This window comes from Pyrococcus sp. ST04 (genome assembly GCF_000263735.1).
In the GTDB taxonomy this organism is placed as follows: Archaea; Methanobacteriota_B; Thermococci; order Thermococcales; family Thermococcaceae; genus Pyrococcus.
On the sequence record NC_017946.1, the window covers coordinates 464,601 to 482,246 of the forward strand.

13 protein-coding genes are annotated in these 17,646 nt (G+C 38.1%); 7 read left to right on the forward strand and 6 right to left on the reverse strand.

Annotated features, from left to right (window positions below):
• From PY04_RS02375 to PY04_RS09365, 5 genes are all read left to right on the forward strand, one after another.
• Positions 1 to 2,319: an STT3 domain-containing protein gene (locus PY04_RS02375; protein WP_014733584.1), complete on the forward strand. Its 2,319-nt coding sequence runs from the start codon at positions 1 to 3 to the stop codon at positions 2,317 to 2,319.
• 356 nt (positions 2,320 to 2,675) lie between these two features.
• Positions 2,676 to 3,599, forward strand: a complete 924-nt coding sequence (aglJ, locus tag PY04_RS02380) for an S-layer glycoprotein N-glycosyltransferase AglJ (RefSeq protein WP_014733585.1) — start codon at positions 2,676 to 2,678, stop codon at positions 3,597 to 3,599.
• A gap of 164 nt (positions 3,600 to 3,763) precedes the next feature.
• Positions 3,764 to 4,930 (forward strand): DUF1972 domain-containing protein, encoded by a 1,167-nt coding sequence (locus PY04_RS02385; protein ID WP_014733586.1) that lies wholly within the window; start codon positions 3,764 to 3,766, stop codon positions 4,928 to 4,930.
• A 2-nt stretch (positions 4,931 to 4,932) separates the two neighbouring features.
• Entirely contained in the window at positions 4,933 to 5,943 is a 1,011-nt protein-coding gene (locus tag PY04_RS02390; protein WP_048055912.1) for a glycosyltransferase family 2 protein, read from the forward strand.
• Positions 5,944 to 5,945: 2 nt separating this feature from the next.
• Positions 5,946 to 7,175: a glycosyltransferase gene (locus tag PY04_RS09365; protein WP_014733588.1), complete on the forward strand. Its 1,230-nt coding sequence runs from the start codon at positions 5,946 to 5,948 to the stop codon at positions 7,173 to 7,175.
• Here the strand turns inward: PY04_RS09365 and PY04_RS02400 are convergent.
• The gene (locus PY04_RS02400) at positions 7,153 to 8,226 is read right to left on the reverse strand and encodes a glycosyltransferase family 2 protein (protein WP_014733589.1); all 1,074 of its coding nucleotides are present in this window, start codon (positions 8,224 to 8,226) and stop codon (positions 7,153 to 7,155) included. The two genes, PY04_RS09365 and PY04_RS02400, sit on opposite strands and share 23 nt — an antisense overlap.
• Before the next feature lie 73 nt (positions 8,227 to 8,299).
• Here PY04_RS02400 and PY04_RS02405 point away from each other — a divergent pair, with 73 nt between their 5' ends.
• Together PY04_RS02405 and PY04_RS02410 are read left to right on the forward strand one after the other, a co-directional pair.
• The gene (locus PY04_RS02405; protein WP_014733590.1) at positions 8,300 to 10,408 is read left to right on the forward strand and encodes a DUF2206 domain-containing protein; all 2,109 of its coding nucleotides are present in this window, start codon (positions 8,300 to 8,302) and stop codon (positions 10,406 to 10,408) included.
• Positions 10,409 to 10,472: 64 nt separating this feature from the next.
• Positions 10,473 to 11,684, forward strand: coding sequence for a sulfatase-like hydrolase/transferase (locus PY04_RS02410; protein WP_014733591.1), 1,212 nt, complete (start codon positions 10,473 to 10,475; stop codon positions 11,682 to 11,684).
• A gap of 5 nt (positions 11,685 to 11,689) precedes the next feature.
• Here PY04_RS02410 and PY04_RS02415 read toward each other — a convergent pair whose 3' ends face one another.
• From PY04_RS02415 to PY04_RS02435, 5 genes are read right to left on the reverse strand one after another with little or no spacing between them, the layout of a single operon-like run.
• Complete coding sequence (locus tag PY04_RS02415) at positions 11,690 to 13,093, reverse strand: sulfatase (protein WP_014733592.1); 1,404 nt, start codon at positions 13,091 to 13,093, stop codon at positions 11,690 to 11,692.
• Positions 13,094 to 13,116: 23 nt separating this feature from the next.
• The gene (locus tag PY04_RS02420; RefSeq protein WP_014733593.1) at positions 13,117 to 14,649 is read right to left on the reverse strand and encodes a flippase; all 1,533 of its coding nucleotides are present in this window, start codon (positions 14,647 to 14,649) and stop codon (positions 13,117 to 13,119) included.
• A 27-nt stretch (positions 14,650 to 14,676) separates the two neighbouring features.
• Positions 14,677 to 15,213: an adenylyl-sulfate kinase gene (cysC, locus tag PY04_RS02425; RefSeq protein ID WP_014733594.1), complete on the reverse strand. Its 537-nt coding sequence runs from the start codon at positions 15,211 to 15,213 to the stop codon at positions 14,677 to 14,679.
• A gap of 50 nt (positions 15,214 to 15,263) precedes the next feature.
• Positions 15,264 to 16,661, reverse strand: a complete 1,398-nt coding sequence (locus PY04_RS02430) for an alkaline phosphatase family protein (protein ID WP_014733595.1) — start codon at positions 16,659 to 16,661, stop codon at positions 15,264 to 15,266.
• On the reverse strand, positions 16,651 to 17,646 hold the full coding sequence (locus PY04_RS02435) for a DHH family phosphoesterase (RefSeq protein ID WP_014733596.1): 996 nt from the start codon (positions 17,644 to 17,646) through the stop codon (positions 16,651 to 16,653). Before PY04_RS02435 ends, PY04_RS02430 begins: the two co-directional genes overlap by 11 nt.

Sequence of the window (17,646 nt, forward strand, 5' to 3'; positions counted from 1 at the left end):
TTGAGGTATCCAAAAATTGAGGAACCAAAGTATGCAATCCCAATAATTGTCATCATCTCAACTTTCTTTAGAATGGTAACCTTCAGGTTTAAGTACTTCCTTGGCTTCGACCCTTACTTTCACCTAGCCTACATAGAGGAAGCTTTGAAAGCTGGGAAGTGGTTCAACTTCTTCACGCTAGCCCATGGGCCGTGGGGCTTTCAAATAAAGTATTTCCACCCCCTCGGTCTCTGGATGACCCCCGCTTATATATACAAGATCTTAGCGCCCTTCGGCGTTTCGTTGGTGACGACCTTCAAGATAACTCCAGTGATATTTGGAGTTCTAACTATAGTTTTCTTTTACCTCTCCCTCAGAAAGCTCTTCAACGATAGGGTTGCCTTTCTATCATCTCTACTACTTTCGATGAGCTACGGCCACATGTTTAGATCCATGGCCAACTACTACAGGGGTGACAACTATATGCTCTTCTGGTACTCTGTTGCACTGCTGGGCATCGCCTACGCTTTAACATTGAAAGCTAGGTGGAGGTACGCTTTTTATTTAGTTCCAGCTCTTGCTACGGGTTTTTCTGCAGCTTTTTGGCAGGCTTACTATCCAATCTTCATCTTCATATTAGCTTCGGGACTTTTCTTGGCCGTGTGGGCCTACCTTAAAGAGGAAAAGTACTTTATCGATTCCCTTTTAATAATTCTTTCCACTGCACTAGGAGCATTAATTGCTAACTGGATTGGAGGAAAGCTCAACTATGGGATGCTCGGATATTATAGATGGATTGGCAAGATTGTCGCCAAAAAGTTAAACCTAACCTTCGGCTTCATAAAGGACGTTTACCTTCTCATTCATCTCAAGTACCTCCTTCCCCTTTCCCTCGTCTTCATTTTCCTACTTTACCTAACGGCGAGGTTTAGTAAGAACACTAGGGTGAGAGAGGCTGTTCTTGTAGGACTAACAATACTCGGCTTAACGGTTCTCTTCCTTAAGTTTCCCGCCCTCAAAGACTTATCAACGGGGTTTGGCATATTCAAGGAGTCTCCAATACAAGAAACTCATCCTCCCAGCTTTAATGACCTTTGGGCTGCTTATAATATAACTTTGTTTCTTATTCCTCTTTACCTCCTCCGCTTCCGGAGGATATCACTGGGGGATTTCTTGATGTTTGGATATATTTTTCCGACCCTCTATATGCTTTCCATTTGGACCCGGTTTCTCTTCATCTCCGCCCCCTCAATAGCCTTCCTTGCTGGTTTCGGCATTCTGGAGGTTTATGAGTTCATTAAGCCTAAACTCTCTGGAAGAAAGTTAATTGCAGTAACATTAGCTTTGCTCATTTTAATTCCTTCAATCTCTGGTGGCTTGGCATTTAAAACAATTTGGGAGATGAAGCCCCTTATCAATGAGCACTGGGTTGAGGCCCTCGAATGGCTGAGGAATAATTCAAATGAAAATGATGTAATCTTAACTTGGTGGGACTATGGTCACTGGGTTACTTATTACGCGAGGAGAGCCCCAGTGGCTCAGGGTAGTCCAAGTGCTTGGGTTGCTGCATATCTTTTAGGTTTGGTTGACTGGAAGTGGGCCCAGAGTATTGGAGTTGATTATGTCATTGTATCCTACTATGACTTCCTAAAACTACAGGCAATATTCGACACCGCAAGACTCAGCAAGAGGTGGGCTAACATTACAATGCAGGGGTATGGCTTTTCCGTGCTCCCTATGACAGCTAATCTTGGCGACGTTATGATGTTTGAGAACAACCTCTATGCTGTTATTATCAAACCAGGAACGAACGCTTGGGATGTTACGATTCGTGTTGGCAACACCTTTAGGTATCCAAGAGAACTCCTCGTGGAAAAGGGAACAAGGGTTATGAGGGTTCCACTCTTAAGATTCTCGAATTCAGGACCTTACTTGTACGTAAACCTAAACTACAACTACGCCTTCCTTATGACGGAGAAAACGTACAACACGACTCTAGCTAGGCTGTTTGTGGGGAATGGAGGTAAAAAATATAGCCTAGTTTACTCGGATGGTGGGATAATAAAGATATTTAGATTGCAACATCCAAATGTTGCCGTGGAGAGAGTGGACGGGAGGATTATTCTAAGGTTCAATAATGCAACGGGAACTGGCCTTGGGATATGGGGCTTCCTCGACAACGGTACCTTAGTTTTTAAGAAGTGGTACTCCGTAAAGGGTAAGGAGGAGTTTCTCCTGCCCCTTGACCTGAACGGGAGCGTGGTCGTTAGGTATGCTTATGCTGAGGGAAGAACGATAGTGGACAGGGGTGTTCTCAGGTTAGATTTAAGTGGGAGATAATTGCGAGTTTGCATACATATCTTACAGGAGGATAGGGGCTAAGGTTTAGGAAGATATCATTTTATGGGATCGTGCTATTAGAGGCAGAGTAATTTATGAGAAAAGTCTAACTTGATCAATCATAGTAAACTAAAATGTGCGTCATATGCATAATTTAAAGAATTTCAAGGAGAGACGAAATAATGGATAAGTTCCAAAATGTTGTTGTAAATAATAGTTCAATTTTTAACCTTCAGATTACACATCGAAGTTGGTAGGTATCATAAAAAACACTAATAGTACTTCCTGGAGTACAGTGGAGGGGTTGTCGAGAAAGTTTGGTAAGGAAGTAGATGAATATCGTGGAGGTAAGTCTGATGTATGAGAAAGAAAAGCTTGATCCTTCAAAAGTTACGATAATAATCCCGACACTAAATGAGGAAAAAGGAATTGGCTATGTCATTGATAGTTTTAAAAAGCTTGGATACAATAACATTCTTGTTATAGATGGAAACAGTAAGGATAGGACCAGGGAGATAGCAAGAGAGAAAGGAGCGAGGGTTATAGTACAGAGCGGTAGGGGAAAGGGCCAAGCGGTTGCTGAAGCCTTCAATTTGGTTGACAGTGATGTTGTGGTTCTCATCGATGGAGATGGTACTTACCCTCCCGAGGACATTGAGAAGATGCTCGAGCCAATTAGGAAGGGGATAGCTGATCATGTAATAGGAAACAGATTGGTAAACTATGAGAAAGGAGCCTTCACGAGGTTAAACCTGCTGGGAAACAAGATATTAAATTGGGTATTTCGGTTTCTATATGGGCATAATCTGTACGACATTTTGAGCGGATACAGAGCCCTAACAAAAGAAGTTTACAAGAGCGTTGAGCTGGAGAAACATGGGTTTGAAGTTGAGGCGGAGCTAACTGTTGAGACCCTCGCGAAGGGTTACAGGATCGTTGAAGTCCCAATAAACTACAGAAGGAGAGCTGGGGATACCAAATTAAGTCCACTAAGGGATGGCCTCAGGATAGGGAAAGCCTTAATTGAACTCCTGGTGAGGTACAATCCTGCCAGGTATTTTTATCTCCTTGGCATATTGTTCTCGATATTGGGATTAATCACTGGAATATATGTTGTCTCTGAGTGGCTTAAGGGGGTAACTCATTACCTCTTGGCTACTTTGACAGCAATATTTGTACTAATGGGCGTTCAGTTTGCTGTGATTGGCTTTGTTGTGAGTTTGCTATTTAGAGTTATGGTGGAGCTAAAAAGGGCCATAAGGGAGTTGAAGAAGTTATGAAAGCAACTCTAGGTGGTGTTGGAATGTCATGTATGCTTAGAACTCCTATCCTCACGAATAAGGAGGGGAAATGTTTTAAGATTGGGGAGATGGTTATAAATCTGAATCTGTCTGCATGGCCTGACAAGCCAAAGGAAACAAACTAGGAAATACAAGGTGGGATAATGAAAAAACAAGGGATAGCAATAATAGGGCTTCGAGGAATCCCTCCAAAGTATGGGGGTACAGAAACTTTTGTTCATGAACTCACCTTTAGGCTTAAAGATGTATTCCAGTTTTATGTTATGCATGAGGATAACAAGTTTTTCGAGGATGAGTATAATGGGATAATAAGGGTTCATTCTCTGGCAATTGAAAGTAGAAGCACAAGCATACCTTCAATAAATGATTCCCTTAACACTGTATATCTCCTCTCAAAGCATGGGAGAGACGTTAGGCTATGGTATTTCCTTGGACCAGATAGTTCCGTAGCAGCGATTTTGGCAAAGTTTGCAAGGAAAAAGGTTATGATAAATCCTGATGGCGTGGAATGGCGTAGGTTGATAAAGAGGAGCTATTTCGTGCCATTCTATCTGTTTCCAATTTACTTGGCAACAATGGTCTACATGTATTTGATGGAGCATCTGTCATGTAAGTTATCTGATGTCGTGGTCGCTGACTCCATGGGAATTAAGGAACACCTTGAAAAGCGACATAAACCGAGAAAAATCGTTTATATCCCCTATGGTGCCAGGGAGCTACTGCCCTCAAGGCTTTCAAAGGAGGAAGAGCTGAAGATTCTTGGCAGATTCAGCCTTGAGCCCAACGGCTATTACCTCACAGTTGCAAGGATAGTTGCCGAGAACAATATTCACCTTGAAATTGAAGGGTTTAAGATGGCAAGATCAAGAAAGAAGCTGGTAATAGTTGGAAACTTCAACAAGAGGGATCCATATACACGGCACCTGCTTAAGTTAAAGGGTGATAATCCCAATATAATATTTTTAGATCCAATTTACGACAGAGAAGTCCTCGGAGTTTTGAGGAAGAACTGCTTTGCCTACATTCACGCTTATGAAGTTGGAGGGACGAATCCTTCTCTACTTGAGCAGATGTTATTTAAGAGACCGATATTAGCTTATGATGTGCCATTTAATAAAGAAGTCCTGCAAGAGGGAGGGATATACTTTAAAGATGCCGAAGATTTAGCTAACAAAATGGAAATGCTTGAGAGAGGGGAGTTTGATTTAAAGCTTATAAAGAAGACTCAGATTAAGAGAATAAAGAGGCAGTATAACTGGGAGAATGTTGTGAGGGAGTATGAGAGGTTGTTTAAAAGAGTTTTGAGGTGAAAATGGACATGGAAGGCCTCCCCCCTGTCACAATATTGATATTGAACTGGAATGGAAAGGACGTAACATATAACTGTGTTTCATCCATAATTCGGAATACAGATTATCCAAGGGATAAGTTAAAAATAATTGTCATAGATAATGGCTCTACTGATGGTTCCTATTACTACCTCAAGCGAAAATTGTACCAGTTTAGAGATGTTATTACTGTCATACGACTTAAAAAGAATTATTATTTTATTAGAGGAAACAATATAGGAATTTCATATGTTTTGGAACATTTTGATCCAGACTATATTTTGCTGTTAAATAATGATACAAAGGTAATACAAAAAGATTGGCTAAGAAAACTTGTAGAGCTTGCAGAAAGCGATGACAAAATTGCCATTGTAGGCCCAAAGTTAATTTTTCCAAATGGAATAATACAGTGGAGTGCAAGAAAAAAAGAAAAGAATCCATTTTTCTTAATTTTACAAACAATTACGGCGAGACTAAACCCTGGGTTTGGTGAGCATGAAGAACAAGCAATATCAGCAAATTTCATAGGTGAAGTGAATACTATAAGTGGAGCATGCATGCTCATTAGAACAGAATTTGTTAAAAAATATGGAAAATTAGATATTTCTTTATATCCTATGTATCAGGAAGACGTTGAGTATTCATTTAGAGCTTGGAAACATGGATATAAAGTAATGTATAGGGGGGATGTAAAAGTAATCCATTACGAAGGATATAGTATGGAGAGCAAGAAATTAGATGAGTTAGAATATAAAAAATTTTATTGGGCATTAAGGAACAGTATTTTAGTGTCTTTAAGGTATTTTGGATTTTGGAAAGTTATCATTTTTGGATTGCTAATTTATTTGTTTGTAACTTTCTTTGACAAAAAGGATAAAACTAAAAAGCTAGGAATTACAAATATTGCTCTTAAAAAAAACGTCAAAGCAAGGATCAAAATTCTAAAAGAAATTATCACAGAAATCAAAAGAAGGAATGATTTATGGAGGGGATAACTGTGAAAATACTATTCGTATCATGGGACATACCCTCAAAACACACTGGAGTTGGAATTCCCTCATATTACCTAATAAAATATCTCTCAAAAAAGCATGATGTTTTTTTAGTGTCTTTTAAACTAACTAGAAAAGAAAACAGATATGAAGATTTGTCCAAATATTGCAAAGATATAATTATCGTGGAACATTTTTTAGATGATATGCATTATCTCAAGAGAGTAATCTTTGCATTGAAAAATATGTTTTCACCTAAACCATTTGTGGTTGAATTAGCATATTCTCAAAAAATGGTAGAGAAAGTAAGGAGTGCTATTAACAAAATTAATCCGGATGTTATTTATGTGGATAGTTATGCTATGCTACAATACATTCCAGACGAAATTTGCTGTTTTAAAGTTTTAAGTCCTCCCGATGCCGAAGCAGAGGCAGCAAAAAACATATGTAAACAGGAGAGGAATCTAATTAAAAAATTGTTTTTTGCTATAGAATATGTTAAAATCAAATACTACGAAATTAAAAATTACAAAAAAGTTAATCTATGTATTGTAAAATCAGATTACGACAGAAAGATACTAAAGTCGTATCTTACATCTGTAAATATATATGCAATTCCAAATGGTGTTGATATTGAATACTTCAATCCACAAGTTATTCATAATACAAATTTAGGGGCATATTATTGCAATAACTATATTATTTTCTTTGGAGATATGAGTCCAACAGTTAATGTACAGGCAGTATTATTTTTTTACAAAAAAATTTTTCCATTAATTAGAAAAAAATATCCAACTATTAAGTTCTATATTGTCGGAAGAAACCCCTCCCCAGAAATCAGGAATCTTCAAAAAGATCCAAACGTCGTTGTTACAGGAGCAGTTGATGACATTAGACCATATGTAGCTTGTTCAGCGGTTGTGATTGCCCCAATGATTTCTGGTGGGGGGATAAAAAATAAAGTATTGCAGGCTATGGCTATGGGAAAGCCCGTAGTCACGACATCTATTGGAGTTAGGGGGGTAAGAGCTGAACATTTAAAAGAAATAATAATAGCTGACGATCCGGAAGAATTTGCTAATTATATCCTTGAATTATTTAGGAATCCAAAGTTAAGAAAAAAGATAGGATATAGAGCCAGGAAACTTGTTGAAATAAAATATACCTGGGATAAAATAGGGGAAAAATTTGAGACATTGTTAAAATCTAGAATTAATTTTGATACTCGTTATTAACATCTATTTTCCCTATTTTTAAACCAGCTAATATTCCATTTAAAAAGGCTATGTACACTTTTGGGGACTTATAGTAAAATAGGTAAATTGCAAGATATTTCCATAATGCCACTAAAAATAGATACAACAGAAACATCTCCCTTAAATGGAAGTCTAAGTTTTTGAAGGCAAAAAGTAAGCTATTTCTTATCAATAAGCGGATCTTAAATGGATTAATTTCTCCCCCACTAGTAGCGGAAACTTTATGCCATATTCTTGCTTGAGGAACATAGACTATCTTGTAGCCTTTATTTTTAGCTCTAAAACACAAATCAGTTTCCTCCCAATAACAGAAAAACTTTTCGTCAAAAAGCCCTACCTCTTTAAACACTTCTTCTCGTACCAGCATACAGGAACCTTCAATTTTATCAATACTCATAATTCTGTCCCATTGTCCCTTGTCGATATCCCTAAACCCATACCTTTTTTCAGCTCCCCTCCAAAGAACTAAATCTGCACCAGTAAAGTTAATTACGTCACTTCTCCCATTATAATCATAATAATAAATCTTAGGCCCAACAATCCCAGTATTTTCATCGCTCTCGGCAACTTTCACAAGCTCAGTCAAAAAGTATCTATCAACCACAGTATCGTTGTTTAGAAGTAGGACATAATCGGGATTCAAAACACTTAGGGCAAATTTTATCCCAACATTATTCCCACCAGCAAAGCCATAGTTATTCTTGTTTTTAATTAGAATCATTCTCCTATCAACGTCAAATTTCTCATAAAGTAACCTGTTAAACCTACCCTTCCCTGCATCATCTTCGTTTATCTCAAAAACCTTAATGGGCTTGTTATTTGGATTGTACTCAAAAAACTTCGAATTAACTTCAATCCTTCCCTCAGCGTACTCTTTAATCTTCTCTATTGAATTGTCCTTAGAACCATTATCAACAACAATAACATCATAATTAGGATATGTTATCCTATACACTGATTCCAAGCACTCGATTGTATCTCTCCACCCGTTCCAGTTTAAGATTATTATGGAGACCCTAGGAGCATTCATGTACATCCCATCTTGTTCTGTCAAAAAATATTAAAAGGCTTTTTGGCGGTACCATATTTGGAGTGGGGTTTGAATGGATAGAAAATCGCTAATAATCGTCATTTCAGTCTTAGTAGGGCTAAACTCAGCAATACTGATGGATTATTTAGGCATTCATATACCATTAGTTAGGCAGATTTTTGGATTTGTTGCTTTGACATTCCTGCCCGGGTATCTCCTTTTAAAAATCTTTAGAACAAAGCTGGAAAGTTTTTTAGAGGGGGTATTTCTGAGTGTTGCCTTAAGTGTCTCTGTTGTTATGTTTGTGGGAATTTTTGCGAATTTTATATACCCCCTTCTTGGGATTGAGAAGCCAATTACATTAGGTCCAATTTTAATAACATTCAATGTGATTATAATAGCACTTTTGTTTATTCAGCAGAAACAAACACTATTCACGCAAGAGATTGAAATTTACAGAAAAATCAAGATAACAAAATGGGATTTATTCTTCTTACTCTTGCCATTTGTCTCCCTATTAAGTGCTTACAGATTCAGTTTTTACGGAGACAATCGTGGTCTGCTTACTCTTTATTTTCTCGTTTCATTGACCCCTATAATCTTTGTTAAGGTGAGAAACTTCAATAGGACTTTTGCGATATGGTCGATTGCTATCTCCCTTATGTGGTCGACAGTTTTTGGAATGTCTTGGAACTATATTTGGGGATATGATATTAATGGGGAATATCACTACGCCAATTTAATTTTATCGAGAGGGATCTGGGATATTTCGGTTTATTATGCGTACAATACGGTTGCAAGTGTAAACATATTGGCCCCCATTTATTCTCTGATTCTGAATACTGGTGTTGTTCTGGTCTTTAAAGTTATTTATCCTCTAATTTTCTCTCTGGTTCCGATAATACTTCTAAAGGCTTATGAACGGCTCTTAGGGAAGAAAGTTTGGGCTGGGTTGTCAGTCCTTTTCATAGTATTCTTCTTTCACTTCTTCTTCAATACAATGGCACTTGCTAGAATGATGATAGTTGAACTATATCTAGCGTTATTGGTTTATGCAACTGTTAAAAGAGTGAATACCATTTTTTTGATGCTGTTCCTAGCTTCTTTGGCAGTCTCACATTACGGAACGGCATATTTGACTATGTTTGCTCTCCTTGCACTAATTCCTTTCTCAAACCTAAAACCACTTAAGGGTAAAATAAATAATATAAATATAGTTGTAGCATTTTTCTGGGCAATAACCTTGTTATGGTACCAATACACCGGAGGAGGATTCGAATTTCACGTTCTGACTGACATTGGATATCAAACATTTTTAATGCTTGGAGATATCTTAAATTTCCAATACTCTCAGGGTCTGTATCTAATAGTATCATCTCAAAAAAGCCTCTTGAGACAAATTGCAAAGTGGATAAATTTGACTGCTCAAGGACTAATTGTTGTCGGCGTTTTAACAACAGTTCGTAAGTTAATTAGAAACAAAAGTAAGGAATACCTAGAGTTTTATGCATTTTCTTTAGTCTTTTTTGCTTATGATGTTGCTGGAGTAGTGGTACCGTTTTTTGCAAACAGAATGAATGTGAACAGGTTATATCATCTAACCCAGTTCTTTATAGCTCCCTATCTTTTAATTGGATTTAATGTGATTAAAGAGGCAATAAATAGCCTTAGCAACATAATAAGGGTTAATCACCTACCAAAAGATACCACAAAAATTGCAAGTATATTCATAATAATTTATTTCCTATTTACATCTGGCTGGAGTTTGGTAATTGCAAAAGATTCAAATCCACCTATGTGGTTAGAGAAAATCGACTCACCTGTATGGAGTATTTCTGAGATAATCGGAGGAAAATGGATAGTGACATACAGATATGACGACCTGAATATATATTCAGATCAATACAGGGCATTGTTGTTCTTGGGACTTATGGGCCAGGGGATAAATAAAGTATCATTTAGAGGAGAAAGAAAAATATCTAATCTTCCAAAAGGAGAGGCCTATGTATATCTCGGGAAAATAAGTGTAAAGGAAAAGAAAATTTTAGTTGTAAATCAGAAGTATTTGGGTACAATAAAAGAATTTTACTATCTTTCTATTTATGATAAATCTATATTTGGAAGAGTTTGGATCTCGAACAAAATATATTCTAGCCAAAACGTGGCTATTTACAAAACTTAAAATGAAAGCAAAGTTAAGTTTTAAAATTGAAAAACAGCACAGCAAACAATTGAGGAGATGATAGATGACAGATTACCCAAACATAATCTTCATAGTTATTGACACTCTTCGAAAAGACTACGCCAAACCGCTAGAAGAAGAACTAAAGAAACTAGGATTCATTTCATATGAAAACGTAATTGCTCCTGCTTCGTGGACAACTCCAAGCCATGCATCAATATTTACTGGGTTGTACCCTGCTTTACATGGTGCACATGAAACTAAAGCACAAAAAGATTTAAATGTTAAGCTGAGTTCCCGCTTTCCCCTTTTAAGTGAAATACTTTATGAGGGAGGATACAATACGTATATGTTTACTGCAAATCCTTACATTAATCCAAAATTTGGATTTAGGGGATTCACTAAGATTGAAGATGTCCTTTTTATACCAAAAGGAAAATACAAACGGCTTATTTGGCACCTAGCAAAAAAATGGCCTTTAGATAAAGGTGCGAGCCACTTTATAAGTTCAATTTCAAAACTTGAAATATCACATGAGGAACATTTTTTTATTTTTGCAAATTTGATGGAAGTTCACGAACCATATCTAGTGTTCGACAAGATGGGTTCGGAGTTCAAAATAAACCTAAAGACGAATAGGATTAATCAACATTTAGTTCAAAAATGGAAGAAAAAATATCCCAAAGAGGTAGAGTATGTAACAAAGAAACTTATTGAACTGGTAAGAATTCTAAAAATCAAAAACATATTTAATGACTCCCTCATTATCATCACAAGCGATCACGGTCAACTATTAGGGGAATATGGAAGAATAGGCCATGGAACATTCCTTTATGACGAACTCCTGAAAGTCCCCCTCTTGGTAAAATATCCAAAAGGCTATGAAGTTGAACATGTTTGGAATAGGTCAAAATACATAAGCCTAGTGAAACTCAAGCCGTTCATCCTTAAGATAATAGAAAACAAGCTCAGCGATGATAGTATTCTATACTCAGATATCGTATTTGCAGAATCTTACGGTGTGCATATAGACATCGATAATATCTCAAATGAGATCGAAAGAAAGAACATTGAACAACTCGACAAATACAGGATTGCTATTTATTACAAGAACTTCAAAGGAATTTTCAATGTTGAAGAATGGAAGTTTGAAAGTATAATATCTTATGACTCAAAAACAGAAATTGATGGAAATGTCGTAAAACATATGAAAAAAGAAGTTTCAAAATTCTTAAAAACCGTAACAATAACAAAAGTTCTAAAAATAAAACCCTAAACTTCCTATATTTTTAATCCCCTTAAGGTTTCTGCCAGTTTCTTTCTTTCATCTTCTCTTAGCATCTTATTCAACTTGTCTACAAATATCGATGTAACTTCCTCATCCTTAATGGGGTGTTGCTCATATGGGTCTTTTTTGAGGTCAAAAAGCCATTGAACGTTGTCATCTGGAGAGTATATGAGCTTATATCTTCCTAAAATTAAAGCCTTTTTCTCATAACCATAACCAACAGCCTCAGAAAGCAAAGGTCTTTTCTTGTTTTTGACTTTAAATAAGTCTTGCCCATCGAAAGTTAAATTATGAGAAACACCTAACAAATTCAAAATTGTAGGAGTAATATCTGCAGAGCTAACCCTGTTTTTAACATAATCTCCGTGGCTCTTAACGGCACCATCAAGTAAAATAGGTACTTCAATAATTTCATTAAAAACGTTATGTCCATGTCCCACACCGTAGTACCCTCTGGGATCGTAGAAATTCTCAGCTTCTAATTTTGCATGTTCCCAAAATTCTTCTCCATGATCTGCTGTAATTACAAGAATTGTAGTGTCTAACAAGCCAGAATCTTCAAGGAAAGAATAAAACTGTTCTATTGCATAGTCAATATATTTAAGCGTATTGTCATAAAGCAACATTCTGTTTATCATATATTCATTAAACTCTTTCCCCTTTTGTTCTTCGGGTCTTCTAAAATCCCAGCGTTCTAGATTTGGGATATTTTTTACTTTCCCAAAGTAGTTCCTAAATTTATTTGGTGGAACTAATGGCTCGTGGATATCTCCAAGATGCAAGTATGCAAAAAATGGTCTTTTCCTTTTTAGTATCCATTTTTTTAAGTCATTTAATAACTTTTCAGCTGGGGTATCACTCTGGTAACGCTTATAAATAACTCTATTTCTCATAGAATATATTGCAACCTCAATTGCTGCACTAAAATATATGTCATAATCAAATGTAAATAATATTTCAGGTAAAGTCAGTATACTGCTCCTAATGGGTTTAAATCTTTTGAAACTATCAAAATTTTTGAGTTTACCATAAATATATGCCCCATGGTTATGAGGATGGAGCCCTGTTAAAATTGAGGCTACTGAAGGGTATGTCCAGGGAGCAGTTGAAACAGCTCTAAATTTTACTTTTAAAGAGTCTAAAAATGATGTTGTTTTTCTAGGGTATCCAGTGAATGATAAGTTAGAGTACCTAAGACAATCTATGACTAGGATAATGACATTCAAGTCGGGCTTATTCGAGGTGTCAACATATTTATATATGATATTATTAATATTTTTAATTCTTGAGTAGAAGTTATCTTTAGCCTTTTTTTCTTCATATAAACTATAAAATCTAAATGCAACATTTTTAAGCATCTTGTTTTTATTTATGATGTTCCTTACTGGCCTGAACATTACGGCACCTCCTTGTTTAATCTCTAAAAAATAAATCTCCTTAAAATTTTCTTCATTATCTTCAAATCAATTCCCAACTTCTTCTCTATTGCCAGCAATAGCTCAACATCTTCCCTATCAACACTTTTACTTAAAAGCACCAAGAAAAAGTAAACTCCCAAAAACATTACCAAAATAGGAACAGCATGCCAAATGCTTGGCACTTTCAAGTGCAAACTCTGAATTAATCCCAGCAAGATAAAACTAATAGCTAAAGGCTTCACGTAGTTCCAGCTAAAGGGATGAATTTTTGTCTCTTGATATAGCCTTACTGAGTTTAGCACATTTCCTATAAAATAAGAAATCGCTGTTGCTATAGCTGCCCCCTCAATGCTATATTTTGGAATTAGTAAAATATTCATAAAAATATTAAGAATTGTGGAGATCAAGTTGCTAATCATGATAAACCCACTCTCCCCAATAACTATTAAACTCAGTCCATTCAGTCCTAGGAATGTGTGGAACATGAAGCCCAAAGCTAAAATCCGGAGTGCTGAGGTAGCTGAAACATATTTATTTCCAAAGAAGAATCTTATCGTGGCTTCGGGAAATAGAAACATTACGCTAAACACGGGGAGCGTTAATAGGAAAATCCACTTTGTAAGAATTTGATAGACCCTTTTCATTTCACTAATCTTACCCTGAGCATAGAGCTGGGAAACAATCGCAGGATAAAGAAATGTGGCAGAGTTCAAGAATATTGGGATTAACCGTGCGAGTGGGGATGCGGCATTATAAATACCAACTATCTCAGAACCTTTATAATAGCCAAGCATTAAAGTATCTGTCCAGTTCATTACGAATGCCAAGATACCAGTAAAGAGCAGGGGTAGTGAAAATATTATCAGTTCTTTTCCAATCCTCAAGTTAAATGAGAGTTTAAAGTTAAGAAGTTTGATTCTATAAACTTCAGCCGTCAATGCTAAAAATGTCAATAATTGGGCAAGAAGGTACATATAGAAGGTTAAAGCAAACGAGAGATTAAAAAGGACAGAAAGTATAACTAGTATTAACCATGAGGTTGGATAGACAATATTCTGGAAGTACACTTTTTCCCTAACTCTTCCAAAGCCCCGAGAGATTGAGATCATTGTTATTGTTAAAGCTGAAAATGGTAATGCAAGTGCCACTGTCCTTAAAGCATAATTCAATCTTGGTTCATTAAGGATCTGAGAAATCTTTCCAGCTCCAATAGTTAAGACAACTCCCCAAATCAGGCTGTTCAGAGAAACAATAATAAGAGCTGTGGAAATCAAATCCTTAATTCTTGAAGGCTCCTTCTCTCTATAAAAAGCAATTTCTCTTGGTAGTGCATTCTGGAATCCGAGAGTAGCTATAACAACTCCAATATTTAGAACTGTTATTGCTAGATTAAACGTTCCATACTCAATAGGTGAAAAATGTCTTGCTATAATAGTTCTGCTTAAAAACCCGAAGAACATTGAAATAAGTGTTCCGATAAAAACTATCCCAGTTCCTCTTGCAATTCTATGTAACGCTAAAGTAACGTCATCCATCCTTATTCCTCCATTTAAAGCTTAAATTTACTCTAGATATCCAAGCTCTCTGGCTTTTCTTATGACCAGCTCTGCCTCCTCCTCGGGTGTCATCTTTGAGGAATCTACTATAACCTCAGGGTTTTCTGGTTCCTCGTAAACCCCATCGTAACCCGTCAACCCCTTTATTTCACCGCGCATTGCCTTCTTGTAGAGTCCCTTGGGATCCCTTTGTATCCTAACCTCCAGAGGAGCATAGACGTAGACTTCAATAAATCTCCCTATCTCCTTCCTAGCGTATTCCCTAATCCTCCTGTATGGGGATATTAGTGAAACTATCGCTATAACACCATTCCTTGTGAGGAGCTTTGCCATGTGAATTACAATCCTATTGTGCATCTCCCTGGCTTCCTTAGAAAAACCGAGGTTTGGGTAGAGGGTCTTCCTTATCGTGTCCCCATCGAGGATCTCAACCCTGTACCCCATTTCCCTCAACATCTTTGCAAGCTTCACTGCCAAAGTAGTTTTCCCAGCACCACTGGGTCCGGTGAGCCATATTGTGAATCCTTGCTCTAGGCTTTTCATGGCCATCCCATAAAAAGATAAGCTGACACTTTAAAACTTTAAAGGAAAGACTAGAGAAGGCTCCTCCCCTTTAGGGGCTTTTCGATTCCAAACAACTTGAGGACGGTTGGTGCGAAGTCATATATTGTCAGGCTTGTAACTTTTGATTCCTCGATCCCCGGCAGGTAGAGGGAAAACACCCCGTATTCTGAGTGAACCGCGTCGTCTGGGCCTGTATCGTTCTCCCTTAGGTAGGGGGTTGGATAGCCTAGGGTTCCCGCCGCCCTCCAGTTGAGGTCGTCAAAGTACACCATCATATCCGGCCTATCTCCTTTGGCAACCGGATATATATCCTCTGGATAGAATACCCTGGTCTCCCACTTCTCCCCATCGGGCCCCCTGATTGACTTTATTCTCTCTGCAACTTCTTCTCTAACATCATCGAACTTGCTTGGTGGAACGGTTCCCTTTGGTTCCCTTCCCTTGACGTTTATGAATACCCTCGAGTAATATCCTCCCCATCCCCATGCCGTTGTTTCTTCCCACTTTACGTTCACTTTATCTAGCCTTATTGGCCCTCCCTCCCTCGGCATGTCTTCAATCTTTAGGAGCCCTTCTTCGGCCATCCAGTGGTTTACGGCAAATGCTCCCTTCATAGCTTTTATGCCGTGATCAGAGACTATTATGACCGCCGTTTCATCGAGATCTAGAAGCTTTAAAGTTTTGCCTATCTCCTTGTCTAGTAGTTTGTAGTACTCGGGGATCACGTTCTCGTAAGGGTTGCCCTTGCCAGGGTAAAGATGGTGGTTCTCGTCGAAGAACTTCCAGAAGGCGTGGTGAACCCTGTCTAGGCCTATCTCGACAAACTGGAAGTAATCCCAATCCTTCGCCTCGATCAAATACCTTATTACTTCAAACCTTTTTTTAGTCATCTCCCATATCTTGTCCCTAACTTCGTCCCTGTTCTCCTTTCTGAATACTACGTCGAATATGTACTCCCCAACTACTCTCTCTATCTCCCCCTTGAGCTCCTTGGGATACGTGTAATCAACCTCTGGACCAGGTGTTATGAAGCAACTTATTAGCCACCCGTTCACCTTCTTTGGAGGATAGCTCGGGGGTATTCCAATTAGGACTGACTTCTTTCCCTTTTCGGCGATATAATCCCACACTGCTTTTTCCTTTATCATTCTGCTGTTCGCTATCCAGATATCATTGTAGGTTCCTCTCTTCCTGTGCCTGAACCCATAAAGGCCGAGCTCTCCCGGCGTCTTTCCCGTAGCCATTGTCATCCACATGGGGATGGTTATCGCTGGTATTCCGGTTTTCATTGGGCCATATATTGACTTTTCCAACAGCTTCTTTATGTGTGGCAGGTCATCTATAAACCTGTGGAAGAGCAGTTCGGGTGGCGCTGAATCTAGTCCGATAACGAAGACCTTCTTAACTTCCTCAAGGTTAAACTCCATTCCTTTTCACCTCCAAATAGCTCATTATCAAGTTGAGAACCCTTAACAGATTTTTCTTCTCGCATACGCATCCCAGGACGTCATTTTTGCCACCTGCATTCAGCCCCATGCTTATCAACTTTTCAATCAGCTCAGGAACGTTAACACTTCCCAACGCTCTGGGGGAAACCCTGAGGTAAACTTGAGAGATGCCGTGGAAGTCTTCGTTAACTACCAATGCAACATCATGCCCAAACTCCCACACGAGCTTTCTTCCCACTTTCGATATTATGTTCAGTGGACTTTTGAATCTAACAATTGCAAGTTTGCCCTTTAGAATAACTTTCCTCAAGGCTTTTTCAACTTCTCTCTCAATCCTCTCAACATTTTTTATCCATTGTTCGTAGTATAGTAGATCTTTCAACTCGTTGGAGAGAAGAACGTGGAGGGCTTCTTCAACGGCCCTTCTATCGACGAGTATGTAGTTTGAGTCGATTAGCTCAACTAACCTTAGAGCATCTTTGCGTGAAAGTCCCTCGGCCTTCAGTAGCTCGTTGACAGTAGGAATTTCAAATGCCCTTTCCCCTAAGTCCCCTACCGCTCCAATAGCACTCCATCCGTTCCATACATTGAAGTGTTCGGAAACGACAAACGATGCTGATGGACAGCTCTTTCCAGCCAAGGTTGGATTTATTTGAGTAACCCTTGGGTTCTTAATCCTTGGCTGAACGTGGTGATCTATGAAGAGCGTCTCCTTTGGAATTCTCTCAGCTTCCTGCGGCACGTTTAGGTCTAGCACGTAGACTCTCTCCGCTTCTTCAATTGCCCTCCAGATTCTATCATCGAAGCGGAACTCCCCTATTTGAGGGGTTACATTCTCAAAATCCTCAAGCTTTAGCGCCTTCACCAATATGGCGGATGATGTGATGCCGTCCGTGTCCCAGTGATGGATTATCAGATGCATGTTATTAGGGCAACCTAACGGCTTATTAGCTTTGTTCCTCAT